The following is a 26,037-nucleotide window of genomic DNA, read 5'->3' as shown; positions in this document are numbered from 1 at the left end:
CTCTGTAGGGTAATTCTCGACCGGAGAGAACGATGCGAGAGCGTGTCTCGGTGGAAGCCACCCGGTGGTTCAGTTCGATTCGTGTGCAGGCACTCGCGCGACCCCGAGCATGTGCGAGGAGAGGTCGACCACCGACCGGTCCTCCCGGAGCCGGTCGTTCACCTCGCGGACGACGGTCCGGCGGTCATCGTCCAGCGCGTCCTGGGCGTCACGGCGGACGCAGGCGACACCTTCGAGCGCGGCCAGGGTCTCGACGGTCAGGTCGGCATCGTCGAGCAGGGACTCCAGTTCTGCAGCACGGAAGAAGTGGCACTCGGCCATCATGGGCTTCGCATCGTGGCGGGCACAGAGCTCGTCGGTGTAGTCCTGTTCGCGGACGAGGTCGGGGAAGATGGCGTAGTCGTCGTACTCCTCGTCGAGCGACTCCTTCCCGGTCTCTTTGACCGTGTTGAGCACCGCCGAGAGCAGGCCCATCACCGAGACGAACACGGGTGCGCCGGGGCGGCCAACCCGGTGGAGTTCGCGAACTCCCGTCTCGCGGTCGGCCGCGTCGACGAGGTGGGAGATGGGGCCACCGAGGCAGAGCACCGCGTCGAACGTCTCGGGCTCGAAGTCGAGGTCGCGCACGTCGCCCTTCCGGGTCGTGACGCGGTCGCCGACCTCGTGTTCTTTCACCTTCTCTCGCGCGAGCTCGAGTTGTCGTTCGCTCAGGTCCACGAGCGTCACGTCGTAGCCCTGTTCGGCCAGCCAGACGGTGTACCGGCCCGCGGCCCCACCCACGTCGAGGACCTGCCCCGATTCGGGGAGGAACCGGTCGAGGTACTCGACGGTCGCCTCCCACTCAAGCCGGTGGAAGAAGTCGCGGTCGAGCCGTTCCCACTCACGGGTGCCGTACTGGTCGTAGAACGATTCGGGGTCCATGGAGGGCGTGTCGGCCATACACAACACACGACGACTGGCCGACACTTGAATCGATACGGTGGTGCGGGTCGGGCTGTCAGATCGCTCGTGGTCACCACGGGAACGTGCCGTTAGGCGGTCACTTATTCCCGTCGCGCCCCTCAGTATAACTATGCCGATGAAAGGGTCCGGGGCGGCCGACCAGTACCGCATCGTGAACGAGCACGAGGGAGGGTTCGGGTGGATACCCTACCCCGACGAGACGATGCAGCGCGCCTGTCACGCCCTCGTCGTCGACGGCGAAGTGTGGGTCATCGACCCAGTCGACGTGCCCGACCTCGACGACCTGCTCGCGGAGCGTGGCGAGGTCGTGGGCGTGGTCGTCACGCTGGACCGCCACAAGCGTGACTCCGCGGCAATCGCGAACCGTCACGGCGTGCCGGTGTACGTCCCGACGTGGATGGAGGGCGTGGCGGCGGAACTCGACGCGCCCGTCGAACGCTTCGACGGCGAACTCGACGACACCGGCTACCGGGTCCTGCGCCTGCGCGACAACCGGTTCTGGCAGGAGGCGGGCCTCTGGAACGAGGAGACCGGAACCCTGTGGGTGCCCGAATCGGTCGGGACCGTCTCGTACTTCTGTGGCTCCGGTGAGCGCCTCGGCGTCCACCCGATGCTGCGAGCCGTGCCGCCGAAACGGATGCTGGGGGGACTGACGCCCGAGCGCATCCTCGTCGGTCACGGCGAAGGCGTCGAACTGCGCCCGAGCGAGGCGCTGCAGGAGGCACTCTCGAACTCGCGCAAGAAGATGTTCGGCCTGTACGCGAAGAACGCGAGACAACTGCTACCGGTCTGAACTGCTGCCGGTCTGACTTCTCCACGCCCGCGGTTCAGCTCATCCTCGTCAACCGCAGACTGTTCGCGCCGCCGCCGGTGGCGTACACCGCCCCGTCGACCACGACGGGCCCCATCTCGAAACTGAGCTGGCCGTCGTCCGACCGCGGGTCGTCTGACCACGTCGTCTCCCCGGACGCTGCGTCGATGACCACCGGGCGCGGGTGGTTGCTCGTCGTCCTCGTAGAGCCCGGCGCGTACACGTGTCCACCACCGACCGCGAGTCCGCTATCGTACGCGCCGTCGTACGCCCCCGTCGACCAGCACGGCCTCCCCGAGCCGAGGTCGAAGGCGTAGACTCTGCCCTCGGTCGCGACGTAGGCCTGTGCGCCGTCAGACGCGACGACCTGCGGCTTGGCACCGACGGTGTACGACCACAGCCGGATTCCGGTTCCCGTGTCGAGTGCGAGAACCGTCCCGTCCCGGGCCGCGGTACAGACGACCCCGCCGGCGACCGAGACGTTACACTCGAACTGGCTGTCGGTCTTGTGCCGCCACCGTTCCGTCCCCGTTTCGACGTCCAGCGCGTAGACGTACGTGTCCTCGTCGCCGTAGAAGACGGTCCCATCGGCGACCGCGGGCGTGGCGACGGTCTCCTCGCCGGTCTCGTGTCGCCAGCGGACCGTGCCGTCGGTCACGTCGAGCGCGTACAGCGCGAGCCCGTGGGGGACGTACGCCGTGTCGTCGACGACGACGGGACTCCCGTTGAACACGTCGACGTGGGCCGATGGGCCGGTCCACAGCACCTCGCCATCTTCGGGGGCCAGTCCGACGACGCGGTGCTCCGAGAGGACGACGATGGCCTCGTCGGTGATTGCAGGCGAGCCACGGGGGTCCGTCAGATTCTGCCCCCAGGCGAGTTCGCCGGTGGCCGCGTCCACCGCGTACAGCGTCGAATCGAGGTCGTGGGTGTACACCCGGTCGGTGGTGGCGACCGGGCGCGTGGACCCGGTGACGCCGGCGATGGGGGCCGTCCAGTCGACTGTCAGCGGCGTCGACGGCACCGCGTCGGCCGGGACGACACCCGTCCCAGCGGGGTCGCCGCCGACGGTCCGCCACTCGGGCGTGCCCGTGACCGTGGGTTCGTACGGGCCACAGCCTTCAGCGCGACCGACCTCCGGGAGGGGCTGGCTGTCGGTAGACCCGCCGATTCCGTTACACCCCGCCAGCGTCGTCAGCGAGCCGACGGCGGCCAGTCGGCCCACGAAGCGTCGTCGGTTCATGCGATCTTCGTCACCCCCCGGAGCTGGTGGCCGAGGTACAGGGCGTCAGAGGTCACCGCCGGCGCGACCATCGGTCGCCAGCCGTACTCGTCCTGCGCCCCGTTCTCTGCGACCTCCGCGTTCGCCAGGTCGCCCCACAGCCGCGTGCCGTCCTCGGGGTCGAACGCCCCCGCGCGGAGGTACACCGCGTCGTCGGTGACGGCCGGTTGCGCCACGAACGGGACGTCGTTCAGGTAGTCGATACCGCCCCAGACCGCGTCGTTCACGACGCGCCACTGCTCGGTTCCGTCGGCGAGCGACAGCGCGTAGAGGTTCTTCGCGCCGACGTAGACGCGCTCGCCGTCTGTCGCGGGCGCACCAGTGTGGTCGTGGCCGACGACGAAGCGCCACCGGCGGTCGCCCGATTCCGCATCGAGGGCGTGAATCTGGTTCCCGGCGGTCACGACGACGGTTCCGTCGACCACGGTCGGCGCGTTCGGCGCGCGTTGCCCGGCCTGGAAGTCGTAGGTCCACCGCAGGCTCCCGTCGTGGTCGAACGCCTGGACTCGCGCCACGCCGTCGAAGCCGTCGCCCTGTCGCATCGTCACGTAGAGTCCGGACGAGTCGACGGCGGGTGCACCGTCGACGGCGAAGGACGGACCGCCGAAGAGGTCGTCGAGCAGGTCCGACTGGTCGTGTCGCCAGCACCGGTCGCCGTCGAGGGTGAACCCGTGGATGGTCGCAGCGTCGTCGACGACGAAGAGAGTCGACCCCGACACGGTGGTTCCCCTGACGGGGGCACCCAGGTCGCGCCGCCACGCGCCGTCGCCGTCGGTCGAGACGGCGTGGAGGGTCCCCCCGGTGTCACCGACGAACAGCCTGTCGCCCGCGAGTACGGGCGACCCGCCGGTCAGCCGGGGCAGTTCGACCCGCCACTGCTCGGTCCCCGTCTCGTCGTCGAACGCGAGGAGGAACCCCGATTCGTCCTCCATCGAGGAGTACACGTCGTAGTCCCGCATCGCGACGAAGACCCGTCCGTCGCCGACCAGCGGGGTGCTGAAGAAGCCGACGAGGTACCTACCCGGCCCGTCGTCCCGGCCGGCGACCCACTGTACCTCGCCAGCCGACGGGCCCGCCGGTGCGAAGGCGGTGTTCGCCGGGTCGTACCCCGCGGTCGGCCAGCGGTCACGTGGTCGGTCGACGGTCGGGGGCGGGTCGGCGCAAGCGTTCCCGCCGGAACTACAGCCGGCGAGGGTCGCGGCTCCACCGGCTGCGACGGCGGAGAGGAGGGTGCGACGGCGCATACCCGTGCTCCGGAACCTCGAAATAAACGCTTTGTGCTCGCAAAATCGAGAGCCGACGGCGACCGGACGACGGCGCGGTCACCAGGTCAGGCCTTCGTACGTGATGCCCTCCCGCCGGTCGACGACGTGGCGTCCATCGACCACGACCGGGTCGGCCATCGCGTCGAACTCGTCGTCGAGCGCGGCGAACTCGTCCCAGTCCGTGACGACCGCACAGCCATCGGCTCCGTCGAGGGCGGCCGCCGCCGAGTCCACGTACTCGATGTCGACGTGCTCGTACGTCTCGCGGAAACTGTCCGTCGCGACCGGGTCGTGGGCGACCACGCTGGCACCGCGCTTCTGGAGTCCCTCGATGACCGGCAGGGCGCGGGTCCCGCGCACGTCGTCGGTGCCGGGCTTGAACGAGAGGCCAAGGACCGCGATGCGCGCCCCGTCGAGGTCGACGTGGTCGGCGAGCAGGTCCAGCAGGCGGACGGGCTGGAGGTCGTTCACCTCGACCGCGGCCTCCAGCAGCGGCGGTTCGTAGCCCTGGTTCTTCGCGGCGGCGATGATGGCGGCGACGTCCTTCGGGAAGCAAGAGCCACCCCAGCCGAGGCCGGAGCGCAGGAACCGCTCGCCGATGCGGTCGTCCAGCCCGATGGCGTCGGCCACCTCGTAGGAGTCCACGTCGAACTCCTTGCAGATGTTCCCGAGGTCGTTGATGAGGCTCACCTTGCTCGCGAGGAACGCGTTGTTCGCGTACTTTATCATCTCGCCCTCGCGCAGGCCGGTTTCGACGATGGCCGGGTCGGCCGCCTCGACGATGGGCGCGAACAGTTCGTGGAGCGTGTCGAGCGCCCACTCGTCGCCCGCCTGCGTGCCGAAGACGACCTTGTGTGGGTCCTGAAAATTCTGCACTGCGGACCCCATCTGGAGGAACTCGGGATTGACCGCGACGTGGACGTCCTCGCCGATGGTCAGGTCGCCAGCCTCGGCGAGCAGGGGCGCGACGGTTCCGTCGGTGGTGCCCGGAACGACCGTGCTCTTGACGATGACGAGGTGCTTGCCGTCCTTGGCTGCGAGCGTCTCACCCAGCATCTCGGTGGCCGCCTCGACGACCGAGGTGTCGATGCTGCCGTCCTCGCGCGAGGGTGTCCCGACCGCGACGAACGTCACGTCGGTCTGGAGGACCTCCTCGTAGTCCGTGGTCGCCCGGAGGCGGTCGCCCGCGTGTGCCGCGATGAGTTCGTCCAGACCGGGTTCGTGGACCGGCGACTCCCCGGCGTTGATGCTCGCGACGATGTCCTCGTCGATGTCGACGTTCACCACGTCGTGCCCGAAGTCGGCGAGACAGGCGGCGGCCGTGGTTCCGACGTACCCACTGCCGATGATGCTGACGTTCATCGGTCGCGGGTACTCGACCGGCGGTCTTTACCGTGGTGGTTACGGCGGGGGGTCGGGCCGACCAGACATTACGTCCCAAGGTCGTGGCCTTTGGTGATTCCTGCCGTCTGCTGCAGTATCGTGACCACGAAAATCGCGGTCGCCTGCCAGGGGGGCGGGAGCCACACCGCGTTCACTGCGGGCGTACTGCAACGAATCATCGAGGACCGACCGTCGTCCCACGAACTGGTCGCCCTCAGCGGCACGTCCGGTGGCGGCATCTGTGCGCTGGTCGCCTGGGCTGGCCTCGCAGCCGGTCGCCCGGACGAGGCCGTCTCGAACCTCCAGGGCTTCTGGGATGACATCGCCACGGACACCCCCATCGAGACCGTCACGAACGGCTGGTCACTGGCCACCAGTCGACTGCTGGGCGAGTTCGGTTCTGTCGAGGTCAGTCCGTACTACAATCCGATGTCCGACATGGGCCTCGACCGTCTCCGAGAGACCGTCCTGTCCTACAGCGACGTAGACAGCGCGTACGAAGCCGGAGACGCGCCAGCCGTCTTCCTCGGGGCCGTCGACGTCGTCGGTGGGGAGTTCGTCGTGTTCACCACCGACGACGTCAGGGCGACCGAGAAGCCAGAGACGTTCAGTCACGTGGCCACGGCGAGGGAAGCCGCGGACGCAGCCGTCGCGTCCGCCGCCATCCCGAACCTGTTCGAGGCGGTCCCCATCGACGGCCACTACTACTGGGACGGCCTGTTCTCCCAGAATCCACCCATCCGACACTTCACTGCTGGCGTCGACGTCGAGGAGAAACCCGACGAGATATGGATCGTCCGAATCAGCCCGAAGGCGATGGACGAAGAGAGTAGAGACCTCCCGCCACGGTCCATGGTGGACATCGCCGACCGGCGGAACGAACTGTCGGCGAACCTCTCGCTCGAACAGGAGAAACACACCATCGAGACGGTGAACGACCTGCTCGACGACCATTCGGAGTACAAGGAGATCACGATCCGTGAGGTCACACTCTCCGAGAACCTCGACCCCTACTCGAAACTGAACCGGTCGCCGACGTTCCTGAAACGGCTCCAGCGTCGCGGGAGAGCGCGTGCGACGGAGTTCTGGACCGGGTAGAATCGACACCCGTGAACCGCCGAAGTCCATCCGACCGCACTGCTTTAACCATCTCGTGTGCTATGGACAATCGTGGTCTACGTAACTCGTGGGTTGCTCGAAGTGCTCGTCGACATCGCCGAGGAGGCAGACCCCGAGCGGGTGACGCTCTCGCTCGCGGTCACAGCGGCGGGCGACCTCGACGGCGCAGACGACCTGCCCCCGAAGACACCCGTGTTCACCGACTTCTACATGCCCGAGGCGGGGCGGTCGGTGAACGCCGTCTTCGGCGTCGACCTCTCGACACCGGCCGGACAGACCCACGGTCGGTTCGTCTCGCATCCGACGGGTGGACGGTCCGTCTCCCGTGAGGACGACCTCCACGCGGTCGTGTTCGTCGCGGTCCCACCCTGGGGCCTCGACGACGTCCGCGCGTTCGACCGGGCCGGGACCCAGCAAGAACTGGAGGTTCTGGACGCGGAGCCACCGCAAGAACAGTTCCAGTGAGTACGTCCCCGGGCCAGTGCGGCTAGCACGGGGATGACAGGCTTACTCCAGATAGCCGAGGTCCCGCAACTGGCTCGTTATCTCTTCGAACTCCGCTTCGGTCAGTCCGCCCGAGCGCTGGTGCTGGATGACGATGCTTCGCAGCAGGAACCGCACGAGGTCGGAGGTCGAGGAGAAACTCGTGCCCTCGATGGTCTCTTCGACGCGTTCGGCCAGGTCCTTCGGGATGGAGACCGTCGTGTATTCGGTCATACACGGTTTCTACGTCCCATCGGCCAAGTTGCTTTCGACCGAAGGGTTTTGATGGACGCAGTCACACACTGTCACACGTATGGCAATGCGCCCGCCGTCGAACGACACGAGCGATGCTGGCGCGATGGAGTTCGGAATCGCCCGGGTCGACGCGGAACTCGACCGCGTCGACGTCGAGTACCCGGTCACGGCCGACGAACTGCAGACCCTCCTCGGGCACGTCGAGGTCCCGTACGATACCCGGGGCAGGACGATGCAGCTCGGCCGGGCCATCGGAGAGACAGGCGTCTCGGCGTTCGAAGACGAACAGGCCCTGTTGAACGCACTGTACCCCGTGTTCGACGAGCGGCGCTCCGGCAGCGTCGGCGTTGTCGACCGCGTCCGCGGACTGCTCCCGTTCTAATCGTCGGCCGAGCCCTCCATCGCAGCCCCGTCGCCACGAGCCTCCTCCGCGATTCGTTCCAGCCGACTCCGCTGTTCCCGGTGCAGTGAGACGATGGTGTCCGCGAGGACGCCGAACATCGCCAGCTGGACGCCGAGGATGAGGAGCACGCCCGCGAGCATCGCGATGATGTCGTGAGGGACACCCTTGACGAACCACTCGTAGCCGACCCACGCGCCGACGAACACGCCAGCCATCCCCGTGATTCCGCCGACGCTTCCGAAGTAGAACAGCGGGTTGTGCGTCTTCGAGCGCAGGTAAAGCGTCAACAGGATACCACCGCCGTCGCGGAACGGTCGGAGGTTCGTCTCGGACTCGTCCGGGCGCGCGAGGTACGTGATGTCGACCACCTCGGTCGGGATGCCCTGTCGCGCACACTCGACCGCGAGTTCTGTCTCGATGCCAAACCCCTCGGCCTTGAGCGTCATCCGCTCGAACGAGTCGCGGGTGAACGCCCGGTAACCGCTCAGGATGTCCCGGAAGTTCTGCCCGTGGACGACGCGGAACCCCGTGTTTATCATCCGGTTCCCGAACCGGTTGAGCGCCGTCATCGCACCCGTCTCCATGTTGGCGAACCGGTCCCCGATGACGTGTTCTGCACGCCCGGCCAGGAGCGGTTCGAGCATGTCGTGTGCCTCCTCCGGTCTGTACGTGCCGTCGCCGTCGAGCATGAGGACGTACTCCGCGTCGATGTGCTGGAGGACGCCCTCGCGGACGGCCTCGCCCTTGCCCGACCCCCGTCCGGACCCGCTCTGCTTGACGACGCGTGCGCCGTGCTGTTCGGCGATTTCGCGGGTGTCGTCCGAAGAGTGCCCGTCGATGACGAGGACGTTCTCGAACCCCTGCTCGCGCATCCCGTCGATAACCTCGCCGATGGTCGCCGCCTCGTTGTAGGTGGGAACCAACACGCACACGTCGTCGCTGTCGGCCATCGGCCGGACTTCCTCGGTGCGGGCGCAAAAGAGTTGCTGTCGGCGTGTCGATGTTCGGGCTAAAAGTATTTACCTCCAGAACGGCGCAGATTGTGATATGAAAGCAGTCGTTCTCGCCGCGGGCAAGGGGACTCGACTCCGCCCACTGACCGACGACAAACCGAAGGGAATGGTCGAGGTCGCCGGGAAACCCATCATCACGCACTGTCTGGAGCAGTTGCGAGACCTCGGCGCCGACGAGTTCGTCCTCGTCGTCGGCTACAAGAAAGAGAAGATAATCAGTCACTACGGCGATGAGTTCGAGGGCATCCCGATTACGTACGCCCACCAGCGGGAACAGAAGGGACTCGCGCATGCCCTCTTGACCGTCGAAGAGCACATCGACGACGACTTCATGCTGATGCTCGGGGACAACATCTTCAACGCGAACCTCAAAGACGTCGTCCGGCGCCAGCGCGAGGACCGGGCTGATGCAGCGTTCCTCGTCGAGGAGGTTCCCTGGGAGGAGGCGAGTCGATACGGCGTCTGTGCGACGAACCAGTACGGCGAAATAACCGACGTGGTCGAGAAACCCGAGGACCCACCGTCGAACCTGGTGATGACCGGGTTCTACACGTTCACGCCAGCCATCTTCCACGCCTGCCATCTGGTGCAGCCGTCGAACCGCGACGAGTACGAGATCTCCGATGCAGTCGACCTGCTGATTCAGAGCGGCCGGACCATCGACGCGATTCGTATCGACGGGTGGCGGACCGACATCGGGTATCCCGAGGACCGGGACAAGGCCGAAAAGCGGTTACGAGGTGAGTCTGTCGAGGAGGCGAGAGAGGAAGAGACGGCCGCCGAAGAGGCCGAGTGACAGTGGACGCAGTCGTCGTGGCAGCGAACGGAGAACGCGGATGTGGTAGCGCCCCGAGTCCGACCACTGGTACGAAGTGCCGGCCCTGTGCGGTGACCCTCTCCGACGAAATGGTCCCGAATCACACATGAAAGCAGTCGTACTCGCCGCAGGTGAAGGCCGGCGGCTGGAACCCCTGACGAACAGACGCCCGAAACCGATGCTCCCCATCGCGAACAAACCACTGCTGGAGTACGTGGTGGAGGCAGTCGCAGGGGCAGGCATCGAAGACCTCGTCCTCGTGGTCGGTTACAAGCGAGAGCGGATTCAGACACATTTCGGTGACGGCGACGACTGGAACGTCGACATCGAATACGCGATTCAGGAGAAGCAACTCGGCACTGGTCACGCTGTCTTGCAGACCGAAGAGTACGTCGAGGAGGAGTTCATCGTGCTCAACGGCGACCGTATCGTCGAGTCGGCGGTCGTGGCGGAGACCCTCCAGACCGAACGCCCGGCCGACGGAATGACGATGGCCGTGACGCGGTCCGCCCAGCCGAGTTCCTACGGCGTCGTCGACATCGACGGTGACCTCGTCGTCGACCTCACCGAAAAGCCGCGAGCGACGGAGACGCCCTCCGGTATCATCAACGCCGGTGTCTACCGGTTCGATACGACGGTTTTCGACCACCTCCGGAACTGCGAGAGCGGGTCCGACGGCGAACTCGGCATCACCAGTGCCATCGAACGCTACATCGACGAGGGGGCGGTCCAGCCCGTCCGATACCAGGGGCTCTGGCTGGACCTCTCGTACCTCTGGGACATGTCGGGGGTCTCTCGGCGAGTCATCGACCGGTTCGGCGCTGGAGCGACCGACGGGGCAGTCATCGAGGAGAGTGCAGTCGTCGCCGACGCCGTCACGCTCGGCAACGACGTCCGCGTCGGTGCGAACGCGACGGTCCGGCCGGGAACCGTCCTGGCGGACAACGTGACGGTCGGCCCGAACGTCGTGCTCTCGAACACCGTGGTCTACCCCGGTGCATCTATCGGACCAGGGACGGTCTTGCGGGACTGTGTCGTCGGAGAGAACGCCTCTCTCGGCGCGAACGTCACCGTCGCTGGCGACGCCACGTCGATGGTCGTCGAGGGGATGGTCCACGAAGACGTGTCTCTCGGAGCCGTCGTCGGGGATTACGCGAACGTCGGTGACGGCGTGGTCCTCGGCAGTGGGACGGTCGTCGGGGATGCCGCACGCATCGAATCCGGGGCGACGGTGAGTGGAACTATCGGCTCTGACGTGGAGGTGCGACGGGGGTAACGATGTGTGGCATCATCGGCTACGTCGGCGCTGACGGCGCATTGCCCATCGTCGCAACCGGCCTGAAGAACCTCGAGTATCGCGGCTACGACTCGGCCGGTATCGCCCTGAACAACGGCACGGTCGACGTCTTCAAGCAGAGCGGTGAAATCGACGACCTGACGCTCCCGGCTGAGCATTCTGCAACCTGTGGTATCGGCCACACGCGGTGGTCGACCCACGGACAGCCGACCGACGCGAACGCACATCCACACACCGACGAGTCTGGCGACGTGGCCGTCGTCCACAACGGCATCATCGACAACTACGAGTCGCTGAAGTCGGAGCTCTCGTCCCACACGTTCACCAGCGAGACGGACACGGAGGTCATCCCGCACCTCGTCGAGGAGCACCTCAGCGACGGGGACGACCTCCTCTCTGCCGTCGAGGCGACGATCGAGCGACTCGAGGGGAGCTTCGCAATCGCAGTCACCACGAGTGGACAGGACGGGTTCGTCGTCGCCCGCCAGGACAGCCCGCTCGTGCTCGGCCACGGCGAGGACGGTAATTTCGTCGCGAGCGACGTCACCGCGTTCCTCGAACACACCCGTGAGGTCTCGTATCTGGAAGATGGTGACGTCGCGCTCGTGACCGGCGCGGACGTGACCGTTTACCACGACGGTGGGACCGTCGACCGCCCCGTCCAGACGGTCGATTGGGAGGCCGATGCCGCCGAGAAGGGCGGCTACGACCACTACATGCTCAAGGAGATTCACGAGCAGCCCCAGGCACTTCGTCAGACGCTCTCCGGCCGGCTGGACACCGTCACCGGTGACGTCGACCTGGAACTCGACCTCCCCGAGCAGTACCTCAATTCGCTGGAGGAGATACAGGTCGTCGCCTGCGGGACCTCGAACCACGCCGGACAGTACGCCGCTCGGCTGCTCGAACAGTTCGCCGACGTTCGAACGACCGTCGAAGTCGCGAGCGAGTACGAGTTCCGTGGCGGCCGCGACCCCTGGCGGACGCTCGTCGTCGCCGTCACCCAGAGCGGGGAGACCGCGGATACGCTCTCCGCGATGCGCCGGGCGGCCAGTGCAGGAGCGCGGACGCTCGCCGTGACGAACGTCGTCGGGTCCACCGCGGCCCGCGAGGCCGACGACGTGGTCTACATCCGCGCAGGTCCCGAAATCGGCGTCGCCGCGACGAAGACGTTCGCTGCACAGGTGGCGACCCTGACGATGCTGACGGTGTACGTCGGTCGACAACGAGGGGCGCTCTCCGGTGACAGGGCGAGTACCCTGCTAGAGAACTTGCGACGGCTCCCCGGCGCGATACAGCAGGTCCTCGACGAGGAGGACGCGACGCGCGAGGTCGCATACGACCTCATCGACAGTGACGGGTTCTTTTTCGTCGGCCGGCACCTCGGGTGGCCGGTCGCGATGGAGGGTGCGTTGAAGTTGAAAGAGATATCGTACATCAACGCGGAAGGGTTCGCCGCCGGGGAACTGAAACACGGGACGCTCGCGCTGGTGACCGAAGACACGCCCGTGTTGGCGGTGTTGACCGACGGTGCGAAGCCGGACCAGACGTTGAACAACGTAAAGGAGGTCGAATCGCGTGGCGCACCAGTAATCGGGGTCTCCTCCCTCGACGACACTACGAAATACCTCGACGTCGAGTTCGCGGTTCCTGACCTCGGAACGCTGGAGCCACTCGTGGCGAACGTCTTCCTCCAGTTGTTCGCGTATCACGTTGCCGACGCGCTCGGTCGGTCCATCGACAAGCCCCGGAACCTTGCGAAGAGCGTAACTGTCGAGTGACTACATCAGCTGTTTTGCAACTTTTTTGATCGGTCCGAGGTCGACGTCGTACTTCTGTTCGAAGCTCAAGAAAAGCTCTATCTCTTCGTTCTCGATGCCGCCTAGTTTGAGCACGACAACCGCGTACAGTGCGGTGTACACGAGCATCGCAGCGATCATCCCGAGAACCGACACGGGACCGAACAGACGACTCGTCACGAGGTACAGCACGCCTGCCAGAGCGAGACCTGCACCTGCTGGCCGGGCCAGCGCATGAGTGACCGGGTGAATGCCGAGAGCATGATAGAGCTGAATCGAGTACAGCGCGTTCAGTGCGGCATAGGACACGCTCGTTGCGACCGCCGCGCCGAGGAACGAATACCGGGGAATCAACAGTATATTCAGCGCGAAGTTCAGGCCGACAATGATGACGTTATCGTACATCACGATACGGGTGCGCCCAGTCGATGTCAAAGTACTGTCGTTAGGGCCGACCAGGGTATGGACGAAGAACCCGGCGGCCAGAACGGTCAGTGCCGTGGCGCCCTCGATGTACTCCTGCCCGAAGGTCAAAGCGAGTGTCTGGGAGGGGAAGAAGCCGATTGCAACGAACAGGGGAATCGTCCCTAGTGCAATCCACTTCGTGACAATCTGATAGGTTCGGTTCAATTCGCCGCCTTCGGCATCAACCTGAGAAATGACCGGCATGAACATGAACCCTGCAGCGGTCAACATCAGGAGGACCAGGTTCGAGAGGGGGTAGATGACCTTGTACACCCCCACTTCACCGGTCGTCGAGTAGTACCCTAGCAAGAAGGTGTCCATGTCGATGAGCATCTTCGCCATGATGGACGTGACGACCAGTGGCAGCGAGAAACTGAGGAGTGTCCATCGTTCACGCTTCGCCCTGATGGACGAGAACAGCACAGTGTGCTTCCACAGGTAATACGTTCCGAGGGCGGCGGCGACCACGTGCGACAACATGTACGCGGTGGCGATGCCGACGACGCCATAGTCGAACCAGAGTGCCGCCAATGCGAGACTTACGCGCGTGGCTGGTAACGCGAAATCGTGAACCACGACCTTTGGCAAGGTGAGTTGTGACCCGCGGATGCCCCCCATCGAGAGCTTCTCGACGGCGAGGAACGGGACCCCGACCGCGAATATCTGGAGGATTGGCGTGAGCGAGGGGTCGGAGAAGCCCCGGGCCGCAATGGTCTCTGCACCGATGAACAACACGACACCGGTCAGCACCGAGACCGGGAGCACGAGTTCGAACGCGGAGACGAGGACACCACGGCGGCGTTCCGGGTCGTCGTATCGCGGGAGGAATCGGCTGATGCCGGTGTTCAATCCCAGCAGGATACCGGAACCGACGACCGTCAGCATCGTCGACCCGAGACCGACCGCACCGAAGTTCACCTTCCCAATGAGCCGGGCGATGAGGGCGGCACCGACGAACGAGACGCCGAGTTCGAGTATTCGGCCGATGAGCACAAGGCTCCCGCTCCGGAGCAGTCGACCGAACACCGAGTCCTCGTCGGACATAGCGCAGAGTATCTTCGTCTCGATGGTATGCCTTCCGGTTGTCTTGAGTGTCACGCCGGCCCGTGAGTCGGTCCCGCTTTGTGGTGGAGACTTGACTGCGAACGCAACAGTTAGAGTATGGAACAGGATACTAGGAGGGTGGTACATCACCAGATTAATCTACTAGTTCACTCTACCCCCGTTCAATGCTGGAGGACAAGAACGTGCTCGTCACCGGCGGGGGCGGTTCCGTTGGCCGAGCACTGATCACGCGGTTTCTCGATGACGACCCAAACGTCGTGCGGGTGTTGGACAACAACGAACCCAGCCTATCGAAGATTCGTTCCGACCTCGGGGACGACCGTCTCCGATATCTCTCTGGCGATGTCCGTGACCGAGAGCGACTCGACCGTGCGATGGAGAACATCGACGTCGTCGTCCACACGGCCGCGATGAAACACGTCGACATCTGTGAGTACAACCCGTTCGAAGCCGTCAAGACGAACGCCGTCGGGCTACAGAACGTCGTCGACGCTGCCATCGACTCTGGCGTCCAGCGGGTCGTCTTCACGAGCAGTGACAAAGCGGTCAATCCCGCCAACACGATGGGGACGACCAAACTGCTCGGTGAGAGACTCATCACCGCTGGCAACAAACACGCCGGCCGTTCCGACCTCCGACTCGCGTCCGTTCGCTTCGGGAACGTCATCAACTCCTCGCAGTCTGTCATTCCACTGTTCACGGAGCAGATACGAGACGGTGGTCCGGTGACACTGACGGACACCCGGATGGCTCGTTTCTTCCTCACCTACGACGACATCGCAGGCCTCGTCACCACGGCACTGGAGAAGACGGAAGGTGGTGAGGTGTTCGTCCGGAAGATGCCGGCGATGCGCATCGAGGACCTCGCGCACGCGATGATACAGGAATTGGCTCCCAAGTTCGACCACGACCCTGACGATATCGATATCGAGATTACGGGGCGACGCCTCGGAGAGACGTTCCACGAGGAGATTCTCACCGAGCGCGAGGCGACCAGAACCCAGGAGAACGAGGACTACTACGCGGTGCTTCCGGAGACGGCGGACGAGCCGGGACACCTCGATACCGACGGGCTGGACGGGTTCACCGACGCGACGGACATCGTCCGGTCGAGCGAAGACGCACGGAAACTCTCCCAGTCGGAGATAGTCACCTTGTTGAAGGAGAACGGTGCACTGGAGGTAGACGCATGACTGGAACCGTCGTCGTTACGGGTGCAGCAGGATTCATCGGTCGCTGGGTCGTCGCGGAACTACTGGAGCGGGACTACACCGTCCGCGGGTTCGACGACCTATCGAACGGACGAGAAGAGAACGTCGCCGACTTCGCCGCCGACGAGCGGTTCACGCTCGCCGAAGGGGACGTCTGTGACCGCGATGCACTCGAACCGCTGTTCGACGACGAGGTAGACGCCTGTCTCCACCTGGCCGCAAAGATAGATGTCCAGGAGAGCCTCGAAGACCCCGAATCGCACTTCGAGACGAACGTCGTCGGCACCCAGCACGTCCTCGAACTGTGTCGCGCCCACGACACCCGACTTGGCCTCGTCGGCACCTGCATGGTGTACGACATGGCCGGTGGCGAGGACGGCATCGACGAAGACCACCCGGTCAAACCAGCCTCACCGTACGCCGGTTCCAAGCTGGCGAGCGAGGACATGGCCGAGGGGTACTACCACGGGTACGACATCCCCATCACCATCTTGCGGCCGTTCAACACCTACGGGCCGTACCAGAAGACCGACATGGCGGGCGGCGTCGTCTCCATCTTCACGAGTCGCGATATCGAGGGCGAGACGCTGAAGATATTCGGTGACGGCACGCAGACGCGCGACCTGCTCTACTGTACGGACTGCGCCCGATTCATCGTCGACGCGACGTTCAGCGACGAGGTCGTCGGCGAGGTCGTCAACGCGGGGACGGGCACGGACATCTCCATCAACGACCTCGCCGAACTGGTCGCGAGCGAGGGTACGGACATCGAGCACGTCGAACACCACCATCCCCAGAGCGAGGTCCAGAAGCTACTGTGTGACCCGACGAAGGCGAAAGAACGGCTCGGCTGGGAGCCCGAGGTCTCGCTCGAGGAGGGCGTCGACCGTCTTCGCGAGTGGCTCCGCGAGAACCCCGACCGACGATGACCGAGACACCGGCCCACTACGGCGGCGAGCCAATACGTGCGGACGTTCTCGGCTACGGCGGCCAGTCCATCACCGATGCGGAACGAGAGGCCGTCGTCGAGGCACTTGACGGCGACTATATCACGCGGGGCCCGACTGTCGAGCGGTTCGAAGAACGCGTTGCGGACCTCGTGGGCGTCGACCACGCCGTCGCGACTACGTCGGGGACGACGGCACTGCACCTCTGTGGCCGCGCCGCTGACTTTGGCGAGGGTGACGAGGTCATCACGACCCCGCTCACGTTCGCGTCGACTGCCCACGTGGCGAGCTACACCGGCGCGACACCGGTGTTCGCCGACATCGACCCCAAGACACGCACGCTAGACCCCGACGCCGTCAGAGAGCGAATCACGGACGACACGGCCGGACTCGTCCCGATGCACTACGCCGGACATCCGGCCGACATCGACGAGTTGCTTGACGTGGCCGACGAACACGATTTAACCGTCATCTGGGACGCTTGCCACGCTATCGGCGGGACGTATCGCGGGGAGCCAATCGGCGCACAGCGTGACATGGCCGTATTCAGCTTCCACCCCGTGAAAAACATCACCACAGCCGAAGGCGGTATGATCGTCACCGACGACGACCACCTCGCCGAACGCCTCCGGTCGCTTCGGTCGTTCGAGATGGACTACGCCCCTGCTGGACACGAGGACGAGCCGTGGTTTCAGGTCACCGAAGGACTCGGCTACAACTACAACATCACCGACCTCCAGGCGGCACTCGGTCTTGCCCAGTTGGACCGTCTCGACCAGTTCAAGGCAAGACGGGACGAGATTTTGGCGCAGTACCGTGAGGCGTTCGCCGACGTTCCCGGTGTCGAGATGCCCGTCGTGAAGGACCACACCGACCCGATGTTCCACCTCTGTGCGGTTGAGATTCACGCCGACGAGTTCGGCTGCGACCGGAAAACGTTCGTGAACGCGATGCACGCCGAGAACATCGGCGTGCAGGTCCACTACGTCCCGCTTCACCACCATCCGTACTTCCAAAACGAGTTCGGCTACAGTGACGACGAGTTCCCGGTCACAAACAGGGTGTACAGCCGGTTAGTGTCGTTACCACTGTTTCCGGAGATGACCGAGACGGACGTTGGGCAGGTAATCGAGGCCGTGACCGGTCTGCAATCATACCACGCATCGAACGCAGAACACTAGAGAGCGACGGTAAAAACATTACCCTGCCGTCACGTATCGTGGATTCAAGCGTGGAAGAAGTTCATAGTATAGTACAATCCGCGTTCAAACGTATTCGGTCGTCTGTCGAAAGTGATGTGCGACCCGATTTCGGCATTGTTCCAGTGTGCATATCGAGGACCCTGTAGAATCCGTTTCAGAAGGCGAGGGTCGACACCATACTTTACATACGGTTCTGACTCCGTTGCTCGTTCGACAGACATGAACTCGAACCCGCCCCCGTCCATAGAAACTGTGACACACTCTCCATCGCAGAGTTCGACGACGACATCTCGCTCTGATTCGAACCCGAGTTGCTCTCTTTTCTCTTCCATCCGTTCGTAGGCGTCCGGAACGAGTGCTTCGAACTCCTCGAGCGTCGGGTACTCGTCTTCTTCGAACGAGTACTTGCGGTCTGCGAGTTCGGTCTCCACGTAGTTCCTGAGCCAATCTGGGTCTACCGGCGTAAACGGCTCAGAGCGCTCTCCCATCTCAACATCGAAAACGGTCTGACTATTGAGAAGGACGCATTCGGACGCTTCTGTGTCGATGTTCCCACGACTCCTGAGCATTTCGTCGACTTCCGACCGCGTTGGAACGCCACGGTATTCGTTTAGTTCCGATAGACTCCCTTGGAGGATGTACATCCCTGCGAAGGGGGTGAAGTAGTCGGGTTCAAAGAGGTTGATGTAATTCTCGGTCTGCCGGATGAACTTTTCCTTTTTCTGTTCGGCCTTCTCCAGCTTTTCTTCAGAAGAGAGGTTCTCGAAGCATTGTGGATGGGGTCCGGCCCCTGCGAACGGAACGAGCAAGTGTTCGATGGATCCGTATTGGTCGAGGATGTTCATCGCGGCAGGTCTCGAGAGTTCAAACGGACAATCGTTCGTGTTGACGACAGTCGACTCGTTGTTGTCGAACACCGCCATCGTGTCGATTTGGGAGGAGCCGTATCCATCGGTCGAGCCGTCGAGCCAATCACAGCCGAAGAAAGAACCACACGCTTCCGGGTCACAGTTGTCTGCTGCGAAGACGTTGACGTGGAAATCGTCTTTTAACTGTGTTCTGGAGTTGTGAGCGAGTTCGACGACATCGAACCCCATCTGTTCGATTTTCAGTTTGAGGAAGTCGAACTGGAAATCGTGAATCAGAACCGGTATCTCGTCGTTGAGTCGTTCGAATGTTTCCTCGTGTACGTGGTCCGGGTGAATGTGACTGACGTAGATGTAGTCGACATCATTGTAGTCGGTGATATCGAATTCGACGGGCGGGTAGTGTGCCCACGACCCGTAATAGGCCCCGTCGACTAGCCAGGGGTCACACAACACCTCTGTGTCCCCGTCACGAACGATCACTGTAGCCGATTTGAGAAACTCGACCTCCATTTTGTTGCCCCATATTAGCTACGCTGGAATAAATCTTTCCGATACTATCATTCTTGGAAACGGTCATCCAACAAGGCAAACTTATTCACTTGCTCGTCGGAGTACGAGTGACATGAACGAATTCGCCATCGGAACGAGCCGTGTTGGTTCTGGGAGTTCAACGTTCGTCATCGCCGAGGCTGGGTCGAACCACAACGGCGATTTCGAGACGGCGAAAGAACTAATTGACGTCGCTGCCGACGCAGGTGCCGACGCAGTCAAGTTCCAGACCTTCCGAGCTGAAGACCTATACGTCCGCGACAGCGGCGAGGTGGAGTACCTCGAAGACAAACGGTCTATCTACGAAATAATCGAGTCGATGGAGATGCCGTACGACTGGATTCCTGATCTCCACGAGTACTGCCACGAACAGGGGGTGCAGTTCATGTCGACACCGTTCGACGAGCGGTCCGCGAACGAACTGGCCGAGTACGTTCCCGCGTGGAAGGTGGCGTCGTACACGATGTCACACCATCCGTTCCTCCGGTCACTCGCCGCGACGGAAAAGCCAATACTCATGTCCACAGGAGCACACGAACTCACCGAGGTGGCCGAGGCTGTCTCGGTCCTGCGTGAGGCAGGCTGTGAGGACCTAGTGTTGCTCCAGTGCGTTGCCGCCTACCCCACGCCGCTTGAGTCCATCAACGTCGGTGTGGTGGAGACGTTGCAAGAGGAGTTCGACGTACTCTCCGGCCTCTCAGACCACACGGAGGACCCGGCAGCGGCACCTGCCGCGGCGGTCGCGCTTGGTGGGCGGGTCGTCGAAAAACACTTCACGCTCGACAAGACGATGGAGGGTCCCGACCATCAGTTTGCCCTTGAGCCCGCCGAACTCAACGAGATGGTGACAGCCATCCGCAATGCGGAGGCTGTCATCGGCTCCGGGACCAAGGAGGTCCTCGACATCGAAAAAGAGTTACACGATATGGCTCGCAGGCGGATTCATGCTGTGGCCGACATCAACGCTGGACAGACTATCTCTGAATCCGACATCGCCGTCCTTCGGTCCGGCAAGCGGTCGAACGGACTCGAACCGAAGTTCTACGAGGATGTCCTTGGACGGACGGCTGTGCGCGACATCTCGAAGGACGACGGCGTCACTTGGGACGACCTCGACACGGAGAGGTAAGCTTCGAGGCCCAACACCCTTCTGTTCGTCCGTCGAGTAGTTCCTCGACCGTCTCAGTCCTTGACCCGGTACTCGTAGTGTTCCCACCCATCTTCGACGCCATCGCAGACGAAACCACAGCGTTCGAACAGACGGCGGGACGCGTCGTTCGATTCCTCGATAGTCGCGTACAGCGGCCGTTCACCGGCAAACCGGCTACAGAGCCAATTGAGGGCTCTCGTCGCGACACCATCGCCACGGGAGGAGATATCACCGAGATAGATGCCAGACTTATCGGCACTGTCGAGACTCACGACGCCGACCCGCCGTCCATCGTAGTGAATCACGAAGTCGAACCGACTCGCATCACGGGAGTTGAACCACGAGACGTGACTATCCCAGTCGAGTGGGCTGTCTTGCTCCCGAAAATGCTCGTACACGAGCGGGTTCGACCGCCAAGCGTAGACGAGTTCTAAGTCGTCTCTGGAGAGCGGACGAACGGAAACCGCTCCGTTGGACTCGTCGAAGAGTTGCAGACACGGGCCACAGCGAGGGGCCTCGGTGGCGGGGAGACCACAATCGTCGCACACGGTTCCACCTTCGGGGGCCATTCGTTCCCTCATCTTTCTCCTATAGTTCGAGAGGTGTGATACACTTTTGGACGTCCGCCACGGTGTCAGTTGTCCGTACTGGACGCGGTCAGCGCACGGTAAGTTCGAAGCGTGCCACGTCCATCGACCAGCGACGCACCGTTTCGCTGGAGTCGGCGACGAAGTCGTGGTTCGTCGCACAGGCGGTCGATCTGGTGCTCGTAATCTCTGACTGTGGCGTCGAACGGTGCGACTAGTGCCACGTCTCGGTCCCGTAGCGCGTCCGCGACCGGTCGCTGATTGTCTACCTGTGGCGAGCCCACAAACGGCGTTTGAAGCGAGAGCAGTTCGTACGTCGTCGTTCCCAACGCGGAGACGGCTATATCCGACTCGAACAGCATCTGCGGCAGGTTCGGCGGATCGACGTGGACACGGAAGTCGGTCTCGCTGTCATTCGCCGCCGAGCGGATGCGTCGCTCGTTCGCCGCCGAGAAACCCGGTCCGACCACGACAGCAACATCTAGGTCCCGCCCGTCGAACGCACGCATCGCAGTCACCGTCGACTCACTCGCGTCAGTCCCTCCCATCGTTATCAGCGCTCGCTCGGGCGGATGCTGCCATGGTGCGGACTGTCGTGCGAGTTCACGAATCGAGCGGCGGAGGAGCGTGAAGTCCGTCCCGAGACACCATTTCGGTTCGGCCCCTACCCACTCGTAGGTGAGTTCGGGGGCGTAGATGTTTCCGTTGACGACTACGTCGGCACATACGGTGACTCGTGTGTCGTCTGAAACGACGGCATGCTTCTCGCTCGCTCGTCGAATCGCCCGCTGGTACGCCATGTCCACTTCGTAACTGTCCGTGACCACTAGGTCATGGTCGGTCGATTCGAGGAAGGCGACAAAGGAAGACCGTTCCTGGTCAGGGTCGAGTGACTTGACTGCACACGCCGAGGCGCAAGATTCCTTCACGGGTTCAGGCGTGACCGTCGCGTACGTTACCTCCCAGCGGTCGTCGAGAAACTCGTCCACGAGAGCGCCTGTTCGGACGAGATGGCCGTACCCGATGCCCGGGCCGCCGTCCGCCCGAACGACTACATGCCCACTCATTACGCTACCCTGCGTAACGAACGATGAAATACGTCTCGTTCTGTCGCACCTGTCGACTATACTGCGGAACCGTATATCGTTAAGTCCTCCCGTGGACTGTTTCTTAGATACTCAAAGAGAATGACTGAGAGAGAGCGAAAACCCGAACGGCTGTGGTCGAGCGAGTACGGTGAGACGTGGACCAAACGGAACGAGATGGGAGTCAAAGAAATCGACGCGCACTACGTGGAGCAGTTCGGGGTTTCTCGACTGTCGCTACTCGAACGGTTCTTCGAGCATCTCGACGAAGACGCCCGAATCCTCGAGGTTGGCACGAACATCGGCACGCAACTGCTGTGTCTGCGGGAACTGGGATTCACGGAGTTGTACGGCATCGACATCCAGCGGGAGGCGATAGAGTGGGCCCATCGCAGCCGCCCGGAATTGGATATTGTTGAGGGGAACCTGTTCGACATCCCGTTCAAGACCGGGTTCTTCGACGTCGTATTCACCAGTGGCGTGCTAATTCACGTCCACTCCGACGACTTGGACACCGCAATGGACGAGATAGTGCGGTGTTCGGACGCCTACGTCTACGGACACGAGTATTTCGCGGAGGAGTACACGGAGATAACACACAACGGCCACGACGGGGTTCTGTGGAAGGGAGATTACGTCTCCCGCTATCTTGAGGGAAGGCCTCTCGAACGCGTCGACGAGGAACTGCTTGATCACCGTGGGTCCGACAACGTGGACGTGGAGTTCTTGCTGCGGAAACAGTAAAAGTTCGCTTCTCTCGGCCGGAGCCCCCTACGGGCCTCAGTTCAGTCGTTCGAACTTCGTGTGTTTCACGGGACCTTCTAGTGCGTCCTCAACGGTGCCTGCCTCAATCTTCGCCGCTATTGACTCGAACACGTCGTCGACATGGTCGAGGTAGTTCTTGACGTGCGCGTCCGTATGGGCGTAGCTCACGTACACCGAACTCCCCGCCAAGTAGCCACGATTCAGCATCTCTTGGGTAAACAGTGTCGTCGCCGCGAGCGACTGCTCCCCGTGTTGCAACGAGAAGTGTGTGAGCGGTGCGAGTCCCTGCGTCTCGATACTGAGACCATGCCGTTCCGCGGCCTGTTCCCACCCAGCCGTGATACGGTCGCCCAGGTCGACCAAGTGTTCGTGGACTGCCTCGTCTCGGAACTTCTCGATGGTTGCGAGGGCGGCCGTCGGACCGATGCGTTCGGTCCAGAACGTGCTGCTGATGAAACTCTCCTGTGCTTCGTCCATCACTGGCTCCGTCCCGACCACTGCACTCATCGGGTAGCCGTTCCCCATCGCCTTGCCGTACACGGCTACGTCCGGCGTCACGCCGAGCGTCTGGTGGACACCACCGGCGTTGATACGGAACCCAGACGTTATCTCGTCGAAGACGAGTGGGACGTCGTGCTCGGTCGCTAGTTCTCGTACTCGTTCGAGGAACCCGTCGTCCGGTTCTTCGTATCGAATCGGCTCCATTACGATAGCTCCGAGAGACTTCTCGGCGAGGAGTCGTTCCAGTTCGTCGATGTCGTTGTAGCGGAAGGGGAAACTTGTCCCTTCGAGCGCGTCGGGGACACCCTTCGGGACCAGTCCAGGCAGCAGGTGGCCCTCTAGGTTCTCCGCCGTGTCGATGTTTGAGGCGAGGTACCAGTCGTGCCAACCGTGGTAGCCACAGAACGCCACAGCATCGTTTCCGGTGTATGCGCGCGCTAAGCGGACAGCCATCGCCATCGTCTCGCCTCCTGGCCGGCCGAACCGGACCATGTCAGCCCACGAGTGCATGTCGAGCATAAGTTTTGCGAGCTCGACTTCCTCCGGTGCGTTCAGAGTCGACATCGCACCAGCATCGACGGCGTCGCGTACGTGAGTGTCGACGTCCGGGTCACCGTAGCCGAGCACACAGGACCCAACCCCCATGAGGCTCATGTCGACGAGGTCAGTCCCGTCGAGTGTGGTCACGGTGACGCCCGACGCTTCGTCGTAGTAGGCGGGCCACTGCTCCGGAGCGAACATCTCTGCTCGCTTCGAAAGGAGTTGGCTGCCACCGGGGATGACCTCTGTGGCACGCTTCCACAAGCGAATCCCATCCGCGAAGCGATGGCTAGCGCGTCCGTCTGATTCGTCCATAGAGAACAGAGCGGACGTAGCGGGTAAAAATGTTCCACATTGGGGTGTCAGTGCTAACGTTCGTTTATTTCGAGGAGTTCCGGCTTGCGCTCCAACAGTTCCAGGACGGACTGCTGGTCGTACATCCACTCACCTTGCTTGCACAACTCGTCGTGGACCGCTCGAACGAACTCCAAGTCCTCCGGATAATCGACCGTCCAGCGCAAGACGGTGCCCTCGTCTGCGTAGCAATACGAAGGGATATCGACGACGTTGGTCACGTTTTCTGTGCCGAACTCGCTCGATTCGCGGATGTATATCGTCACGTGTTCGCGTTCGTCGTCCGTCGTCGCCTCCTGCCAAGCGGTTTCTAACGTCTCGGCGGAGAACACCTCGACGTCGAGACCATCAGGATGCGTGTACTCGATGATGTTCGTGACGTACTCGGCCTCGGAACGCTCGAAGCGACCTACGACCCTATCAATGACTGCTGGGGAGTGAATCGGACAATCGGCGGTGAGTCGGACGATAGTATCTGCACCGAATTGTTCTGATGTTTGATAGTATCGGTCGAGAACGTCGGCTTCGCTGCCTCGATGACACGGAACGTCGGCATCGGCACAGAAATCAGCGATTTCATCGTCACTTGGTTCTTCGGACGTAGCGACCACGACCTCATCCAAGGTTGCGGCCTTCCGTGCCCGGTCCACTACTCGCGAAAGCATCGGTCTCTCTCCGATGTTCATGAGCACTTTTCCGGGGAGACGTGTCGACCCCATTCTCGCCTGAATAATCGCGACCGTCTTCGACATTGATGACACCTCCGTGGTGTGGCGTATTTATTGTTATGTGTAGGCGATTGCATTCGGCCTCTCGCCGTACGAGATTCGGTTCAGTCGTCGCGTCTCGACCCAACCGCTACGTGCTCACCGATAGTGGCCGACTGTTTCGCCGCCAGTCCCACTTTCAAATCTTCATACCCATCCCGAAGAGTCGACCGGGGTGATTCACCGTCGAGAACGTGGTCGAGGAAGTGTCGTACCTCGTCGATGTACATCTGGTTCACGTCCCAGTCAGGGCCGTACCGGTAGTGGTTCCACTCGCCGTCACCCGCGATGCACCACTTCACGGATTCGTCTTCCCATTGCCACCGAATCGTTCCTTTCTGACCGATTACGTGACACGACCTGCTATACCGCCTTTGAACGTAGTCCATGTGAATCTCACCCAACGTACCGTCTTCGAACTTGACCAGTAGTGCAGCGGTGTCTTCGGTTTCGATGTCGAGTGAACTGCCGGACCCAAGCAGTCCGGAAACGGTTCCAATCTGTCCGAACAGTGCTTGAGCGTAGTTTATCTCGTGAATGAAGTCTAAAATCGCCCCACCTCCTTCTCCGGTCTTTGCACTGTACGAGTCCCGATAGTCCCTCTCTGGGTGCCACTCCGGGAGGTAGCTTCCTGCTTCGATGCGGACACTCAACACGTCACCGATAGTCCCCTCTTCAACCAGAGACGCGACCTGTTGGATTCCTGGATGAAACAGAATATTGCACCCGACCATGCCCGTAAGACCGCGACGTTCGACCTCTGTTAGTAGTTCTTCCACCCGGTCGAGCTCGTGCGATATCGGCTTCTCGACCAACAGATGGCAGCCCGAGCGTGCAACTTCTACGGCGACGGGAATATGGAGGTGGTTCGGAACAGCGACGATTGCGAAGTCCGGGTCGGTCGCGAGTGCTGCATCGAGTGATTCGTATCCCGAGATATCGAACTCATCTTCCAGTTCGGCCCGTCGTGCCTCGTTTATTTCTACTGTTGCGACACTTGAAACACCGATACTGAGTAGGTTCTGTAGATGGCGTTGTCCTATCGAACCCCCACCCACAACGATTCCTGACAGGTCCTGATAACTCATCT

Annotated in this window: 25 protein-coding genes; 12 read left to right on the top strand and 13 right to left on the bottom strand. The window is 62.6% G+C overall.

Annotation, left to right across the window (positions count from 1 at the left end; translation table 11 throughout):
* Positions 1-69: 69 nt before the first annotated feature.
* Entirely contained in the window at positions 70-939 is an 870-nt protein-coding gene (locus tag ACSC1R_RS15870) for a class I SAM-dependent methyltransferase (RefSeq protein ID WP_439026697.1), read from the bottom strand.
* Between the two features lie 133 nt (positions 940-1,072).
* Between ACSC1R_RS15870 and ACSC1R_RS15865 the strand changes: the two genes are divergently transcribed.
* A complete protein-coding gene (locus ACSC1R_RS15865) occupies positions 1,073-1,756 on the top strand; it encodes a hypothetical protein (protein ID WP_439026696.1) in 684 nt (227 codons plus the stop codon).
* A gap of 34 nt (positions 1,757-1,790) precedes the next feature.
* On the opposite strand, the gene ACSC1R_RS15860 is transcribed toward ACSC1R_RS15865, so the two are convergent.
* The 3 genes from ACSC1R_RS15860 to aglM form a co-directional block, all read right to left on the bottom strand.
* Positions 1,791-3,017, bottom strand: a complete 1,227-nt coding sequence (locus ACSC1R_RS15860; protein ID WP_439026695.1) for an outer membrane protein assembly factor BamB family protein — start codon at positions 3,015-3,017, stop codon at positions 1,791-1,793.
* Positions 3,014-4,300 (bottom strand): outer membrane protein assembly factor BamB family protein, encoded by a 1,287-nt coding sequence (locus tag ACSC1R_RS15855; protein ID WP_439026694.1) that lies wholly within the window; start codon positions 4,298-4,300, stop codon positions 3,014-3,016. Before ACSC1R_RS15855 ends, ACSC1R_RS15860 begins: the two co-directional genes overlap by 4 nt.
* 78 nt (positions 4,301-4,378) lie before the next feature.
* Positions 4,379-5,683, bottom strand: a complete 1,305-nt coding sequence (aglM, locus tag ACSC1R_RS15850; protein ID WP_439026693.1) for a UDP-glucose 6-dehydrogenase AglM — start codon at positions 5,681-5,683, stop codon at positions 4,379-4,381.
* A gap of 120 nt (positions 5,684-5,803) precedes the next feature.
* Between aglM and ACSC1R_RS15845 the strand changes: the two genes are divergently transcribed.
* Together ACSC1R_RS15845 and ACSC1R_RS15840 are read left to right on the top strand one after the other, a co-directional pair.
* Positions 5,804-6,802, top strand: a complete 999-nt coding sequence (locus ACSC1R_RS15845; RefSeq protein ID WP_439026692.1) for a patatin-like phospholipase family protein — start codon at positions 5,804-5,806, stop codon at positions 6,800-6,802.
* A 72-nt stretch (positions 6,803-6,874) separates the two neighbouring features.
* Positions 6,875-7,288 (top strand): hypothetical protein, encoded by a 414-nt coding sequence (locus ACSC1R_RS15840; RefSeq protein ID WP_439026691.1) that lies wholly within the window; start codon positions 6,875-6,877, stop codon positions 7,286-7,288.
* 42 nt (positions 7,289-7,330) lie between these two features.
* Here ACSC1R_RS15840 and ACSC1R_RS15835 read toward each other — a convergent pair whose 3' ends face one another.
* Positions 7,331-7,540: a ribbon-helix-helix domain-containing protein gene (locus tag ACSC1R_RS15835; RefSeq protein ID WP_439026690.1), complete on the bottom strand. Its 210-nt coding sequence runs from the start codon at positions 7,538-7,540 to the stop codon at positions 7,331-7,333.
* Between the two features lie 79 nt (positions 7,541-7,619).
* On the opposite strand from ACSC1R_RS15835, the gene ACSC1R_RS15830 reads away from it, so the two are divergent.
* On the top strand, positions 7,620-7,943 hold the full coding sequence (locus ACSC1R_RS15830; RefSeq protein WP_439026689.1) for a hypothetical protein: 324 nt from the start codon (positions 7,620-7,622) through the stop codon (positions 7,941-7,943).
* On the opposite strand, the gene aglJ is transcribed toward ACSC1R_RS15830, so the two are convergent.
* Positions 7,940-8,914, bottom strand: a complete 975-nt coding sequence (aglJ, locus tag ACSC1R_RS15825; protein WP_439026688.1) for an S-layer glycoprotein N-glycosyltransferase AglJ — start codon at positions 8,912-8,914, stop codon at positions 7,940-7,942. The genes ACSC1R_RS15830 and aglJ overlap by 4 nt on opposite strands.
* Positions 8,915-9,011: 97 nt before the next feature.
* Here aglJ and aglF point away from each other — a divergent pair, with 97 nt between their 5' ends.
* The 3 genes from aglF (at position 9,012) to glmS (ending at position 12,872) form a co-directional block, all read left to right on the top strand.
* Complete coding sequence (gene aglF, locus ACSC1R_RS15820) at positions 9,012-9,773, top strand: UTP--glucose-1-phosphate uridylyltransferase AglF (protein ID WP_439026687.1); 762 nt, start codon at positions 9,012-9,014, stop codon at positions 9,771-9,773.
* A gap of 127 nt (positions 9,774-9,900) precedes the next feature.
* Positions 9,901-11,070, top strand: a complete 1,170-nt coding sequence (locus tag ACSC1R_RS15815) for a sugar phosphate nucleotidyltransferase (RefSeq protein ID WP_439026686.1) — start codon at positions 9,901-9,903, stop codon at positions 11,068-11,070.
* Positions 11,071-11,072: 2 nt separating this feature from the next.
* Entirely contained in the window at positions 11,073-12,872 is a 1,800-nt protein-coding gene (glmS, locus tag ACSC1R_RS15810) for a glutamine--fructose-6-phosphate transaminase (isomerizing) (RefSeq protein WP_439026685.1), read from the top strand.
* Here glmS and ACSC1R_RS15805 read toward each other — a convergent pair whose 3' ends face one another.
* Positions 12,873-14,546, bottom strand: coding sequence for a flippase (locus ACSC1R_RS15805; RefSeq protein ID WP_439028733.1), 1,674 nt, complete (start codon positions 14,544-14,546; stop codon positions 12,873-12,875).
* A 38-nt stretch (positions 14,547-14,584) separates the two neighbouring features.
* On the opposite strand from ACSC1R_RS15805, the gene ACSC1R_RS15800 reads away from it, so the two are divergent.
* From ACSC1R_RS15800 to ACSC1R_RS15790, 3 genes are read left to right on the top strand one after another with little or no spacing between them, the layout of a single operon-like run.
* Positions 14,585-15,613 carry an SDR family NAD(P)-dependent oxidoreductase gene (locus ACSC1R_RS15800; RefSeq protein ID WP_439026684.1) on the top strand — a complete coding sequence of 343 codons (1,029 nt, stop codon included), beginning with the start codon at positions 14,585-14,587 and terminating at the stop codon, positions 15,611-15,613.
* Positions 15,610-16,560 (top strand): dTDP-glucose 4,6-dehydratase, encoded by a 951-nt coding sequence (locus ACSC1R_RS15795; protein WP_439026683.1) that lies wholly within the window; start codon positions 15,610-15,612, stop codon positions 16,558-16,560. The genes ACSC1R_RS15800 and ACSC1R_RS15795 overlap by 4 nt, the downstream gene beginning before the upstream one ends.
* Positions 16,557-17,759 (top strand): DegT/DnrJ/EryC1/StrS family aminotransferase, encoded by a 1,203-nt coding sequence (locus tag ACSC1R_RS15790; RefSeq protein WP_439026682.1) that lies wholly within the window; start codon positions 16,557-16,559, stop codon positions 17,757-17,759. Before ACSC1R_RS15795 ends, ACSC1R_RS15790 begins: the two co-directional genes overlap by 4 nt.
* A 44-nt stretch (positions 17,760-17,803) precedes the next feature.
* Here the strand turns inward: ACSC1R_RS15790 and ACSC1R_RS15785 are convergent, their stop codons facing one another.
* A complete protein-coding gene (locus tag ACSC1R_RS15785; protein ID WP_439026681.1) occupies positions 17,804-19,159 on the bottom strand; it encodes an MBL fold metallo-hydrolase in 1,356 nt (451 codons plus the stop codon).
* Between the two features lie 112 nt (positions 19,160-19,271).
* Between ACSC1R_RS15785 and ACSC1R_RS15780 the strand changes: the two genes are divergently transcribed.
* The gene (locus tag ACSC1R_RS15780; RefSeq protein ID WP_439026680.1) at positions 19,272-20,327 is read left to right on the top strand and encodes an N-acetylneuraminate synthase family protein; all 1,056 of its coding nucleotides are present in this window, start codon (positions 19,272-19,274) and stop codon (positions 20,325-20,327) included.
* 53 nt (positions 20,328-20,380) lie between these two features.
* On the opposite strand, the gene ACSC1R_RS15775 is transcribed toward ACSC1R_RS15780, so the two are convergent.
* Together ACSC1R_RS15775 and ACSC1R_RS15770 are read right to left on the bottom strand one after the other, a co-directional pair.
* Positions 20,381-20,917 carry a GNAT family N-acetyltransferase gene (locus ACSC1R_RS15775; RefSeq protein WP_439028732.1) on the bottom strand — a complete coding sequence of 179 codons (537 nt, stop codon included), beginning with the start codon at positions 20,915-20,917 and terminating at the stop codon, positions 20,381-20,383.
* A gap of 65 nt (positions 20,918-20,982) precedes the next feature.
* Positions 20,983-22,002, bottom strand: a complete 1,020-nt coding sequence (locus ACSC1R_RS15770) for a PseG/SpsG family protein (protein WP_439026679.1) — start codon at positions 22,000-22,002, stop codon at positions 20,983-20,985.
* A gap of 120 nt (positions 22,003-22,122) precedes the next feature.
* Between ACSC1R_RS15770 and ACSC1R_RS15765 the strand changes: the two genes are divergently transcribed.
* Positions 22,123-22,764: a pseudaminic acid biosynthesis-associated methylase gene (locus tag ACSC1R_RS15765; protein WP_439026678.1), complete on the top strand. Its 642-nt coding sequence runs from the start codon at positions 22,123-22,125 to the stop codon at positions 22,762-22,764.
* Between the two features lie 36 nt (positions 22,765-22,800).
* On the opposite strand, the gene ACSC1R_RS15760 is transcribed toward ACSC1R_RS15765, so the two are convergent.
* The 3 genes from ACSC1R_RS15760 to ACSC1R_RS15750 form a co-directional block, all read right to left on the bottom strand.
* Positions 22,801-24,141 carry an aminotransferase class III-fold pyridoxal phosphate-dependent enzyme gene (locus tag ACSC1R_RS15760; protein ID WP_439026677.1) on the bottom strand — a complete coding sequence of 447 codons (1,341 nt, stop codon included), beginning with the start codon at positions 24,139-24,141 and terminating at the stop codon, positions 22,801-22,803.
* 53 nt (positions 24,142-24,194) lie between these two features.
* The gene (locus tag ACSC1R_RS15755; RefSeq protein WP_439026676.1) at positions 24,195-24,932 is read right to left on the bottom strand and encodes a cytidylyltransferase domain-containing protein; all 738 of its coding nucleotides are present in this window, start codon (positions 24,930-24,932) and stop codon (positions 24,195-24,197) included.
* An 80-nt stretch (positions 24,933-25,012) separates the two neighbouring features.
* The gene (locus ACSC1R_RS15750) at positions 25,013-26,035 is read right to left on the bottom strand and encodes a Gfo/Idh/MocA family protein (protein ID WP_439026675.1); all 1,023 of its coding nucleotides are present in this window, start codon (positions 26,033-26,035) and stop codon (positions 25,013-25,015) included.
* Positions 26,036-26,037 lie beyond the last annotated feature (2 nt).

The sequence above is a fragment of the Haloarchaeobius ordinarius genome, assembly GCF_051801355.1.
Taxonomy (GTDB): domain Archaea; phylum Halobacteriota; class Halobacteria; order Halobacteriales; family Natrialbaceae; genus Haloarchaeobius.
The sequence above is the reverse complement of the archived record's forward strand: the minus strand, read 5'-3'. Positions and strand labels throughout refer to the sequence as shown.

What these genes read in the sequence shown, in the direction of transcription:
- ACSC1R_RS15870 (WP_439026697.1), bottom strand. Translation starts at nt 939, where the DNA reads ATGGCCGACACGCCCTCCATGGACCCCGAATCGTTCTACGACCAGTAC.
- ACSC1R_RS15780 (WP_439026680.1), top strand. Translation starts at nt 19,272, where the DNA reads ATGAACGAATTCGCCATCGGAACGAGCCGTGTTGGTTCTGGGAGTTCA.
- ACSC1R_RS15830 (WP_439026689.1), top strand. Translation starts at nt 7,620, where the DNA reads ATGGCAATGCGCCCGCCGTCGAACGACACGAGCGATGCTGGCGCGATG.
- ACSC1R_RS15860 (WP_439026695.1), bottom strand. Translation starts at nt 3,017, where the DNA reads ATGAACCGACGACGCTTCGTGGGCCGACTGGCCGCCGTCGGCTCGCTG.
- ACSC1R_RS15755 (WP_439026676.1), bottom strand. Translation starts at nt 24,932, where the DNA reads ATGTCGAAGACGGTCGCGATTATTCAGGCGAGAATGGGGTCGACACGT.
- ACSC1R_RS15795 (WP_439026683.1), top strand. Translation starts at nt 15,610, where the DNA reads ATGACTGGAACCGTCGTCGTTACGGGTGCAGCAGGATTCATCGGTCGC.
- ACSC1R_RS15790 (WP_439026682.1), top strand. Translation starts at nt 16,557, where the DNA reads ATGACCGAGACACCGGCCCACTACGGCGGCGAGCCAATACGTGCGGAC.
- glmS (WP_439026685.1), top strand. Translation starts at nt 11,073, where the DNA reads ATGTGTGGCATCATCGGCTACGTCGGCGCTGACGGCGCATTGCCCATC.
- ACSC1R_RS15775 (WP_439028732.1), bottom strand. Translation starts at nt 20,917, where the DNA reads ATGGCCCCCGAAGGTGGAACCGTGTGCGACGATTGTGGTCTCCCCGCC.
- ACSC1R_RS15765 (WP_439026678.1), top strand. Translation starts at nt 22,123, where the DNA reads ATGACTGAGAGAGAGCGAAAACCCGAACGGCTGTGGTCGAGCGAGTAC.
- ACSC1R_RS15770 (WP_439026679.1), bottom strand. Translation starts at nt 22,002, where the DNA reads ATGAGTGGGCATGTAGTCGTTCGGGCGGACGGCGGCCCGGGCATCGGG.
- ACSC1R_RS15855 (WP_439026694.1), bottom strand. Translation starts at nt 4,300, where the DNA reads ATGCGCCGTCGCACCCTCCTCTCCGCCGTCGCAGCCGGTGGAGCCGCG.
- ACSC1R_RS15750 (WP_439026675.1), bottom strand. Translation starts at nt 26,035, where the DNA reads ATGAGTTATCAGGACCTGTCAGGAATCGTTGTGGGTGGGGGTTCGATA.
- ACSC1R_RS15815 (WP_439026686.1), top strand. Translation starts at nt 9,901, where the DNA reads ATGAAAGCAGTCGTACTCGCCGCAGGTGAAGGCCGGCGGCTGGAACCC.
- aglF (WP_439026687.1), top strand. Translation starts at nt 9,012, where the DNA reads ATGAAAGCAGTCGTTCTCGCCGCGGGCAAGGGGACTCGACTCCGCCCA.
- ACSC1R_RS15805 (WP_439028733.1), bottom strand. Translation starts at nt 14,546, where the DNA reads ATGTACCACCCTCCTAGTATCCTGTTCCATACTCTAACTGTTGCGTTC.
- ACSC1R_RS15835 (WP_439026690.1), bottom strand. Translation starts at nt 7,540, where the DNA reads ATGACCGAATACACGACGGTCTCCATCCCGAAGGACCTGGCCGAACGC.
- ACSC1R_RS15865 (WP_439026696.1), top strand. Translation starts at nt 1,073, where the DNA reads ATGCCGATGAAAGGGTCCGGGGCGGCCGACCAGTACCGCATCGTGAAC.
- ACSC1R_RS15800 (WP_439026684.1), top strand. Translation starts at nt 14,585, where the DNA reads ATGCTGGAGGACAAGAACGTGCTCGTCACCGGCGGGGGCGGTTCCGTT.
- ACSC1R_RS15760 (WP_439026677.1), bottom strand. Translation starts at nt 24,141, where the DNA reads ATGGACGAATCAGACGGACGCGCTAGCCATCGCTTCGCGGATGGGATT.
- aglM (WP_439026693.1), bottom strand. Translation starts at nt 5,683, where the DNA reads ATGAACGTCAGCATCATCGGCAGTGGGTACGTCGGAACCACGGCCGCC.
- aglJ (WP_439026688.1), bottom strand. Translation starts at nt 8,914, where the DNA reads ATGGCCGACAGCGACGACGTGTGCGTGTTGGTTCCCACCTACAACGAG.
- ACSC1R_RS15785 (WP_439026681.1), bottom strand. Translation starts at nt 19,159, where the DNA reads ATGGAGGTCGAGTTTCTCAAATCGGCTACAGTGATCGTTCGTGACGGG.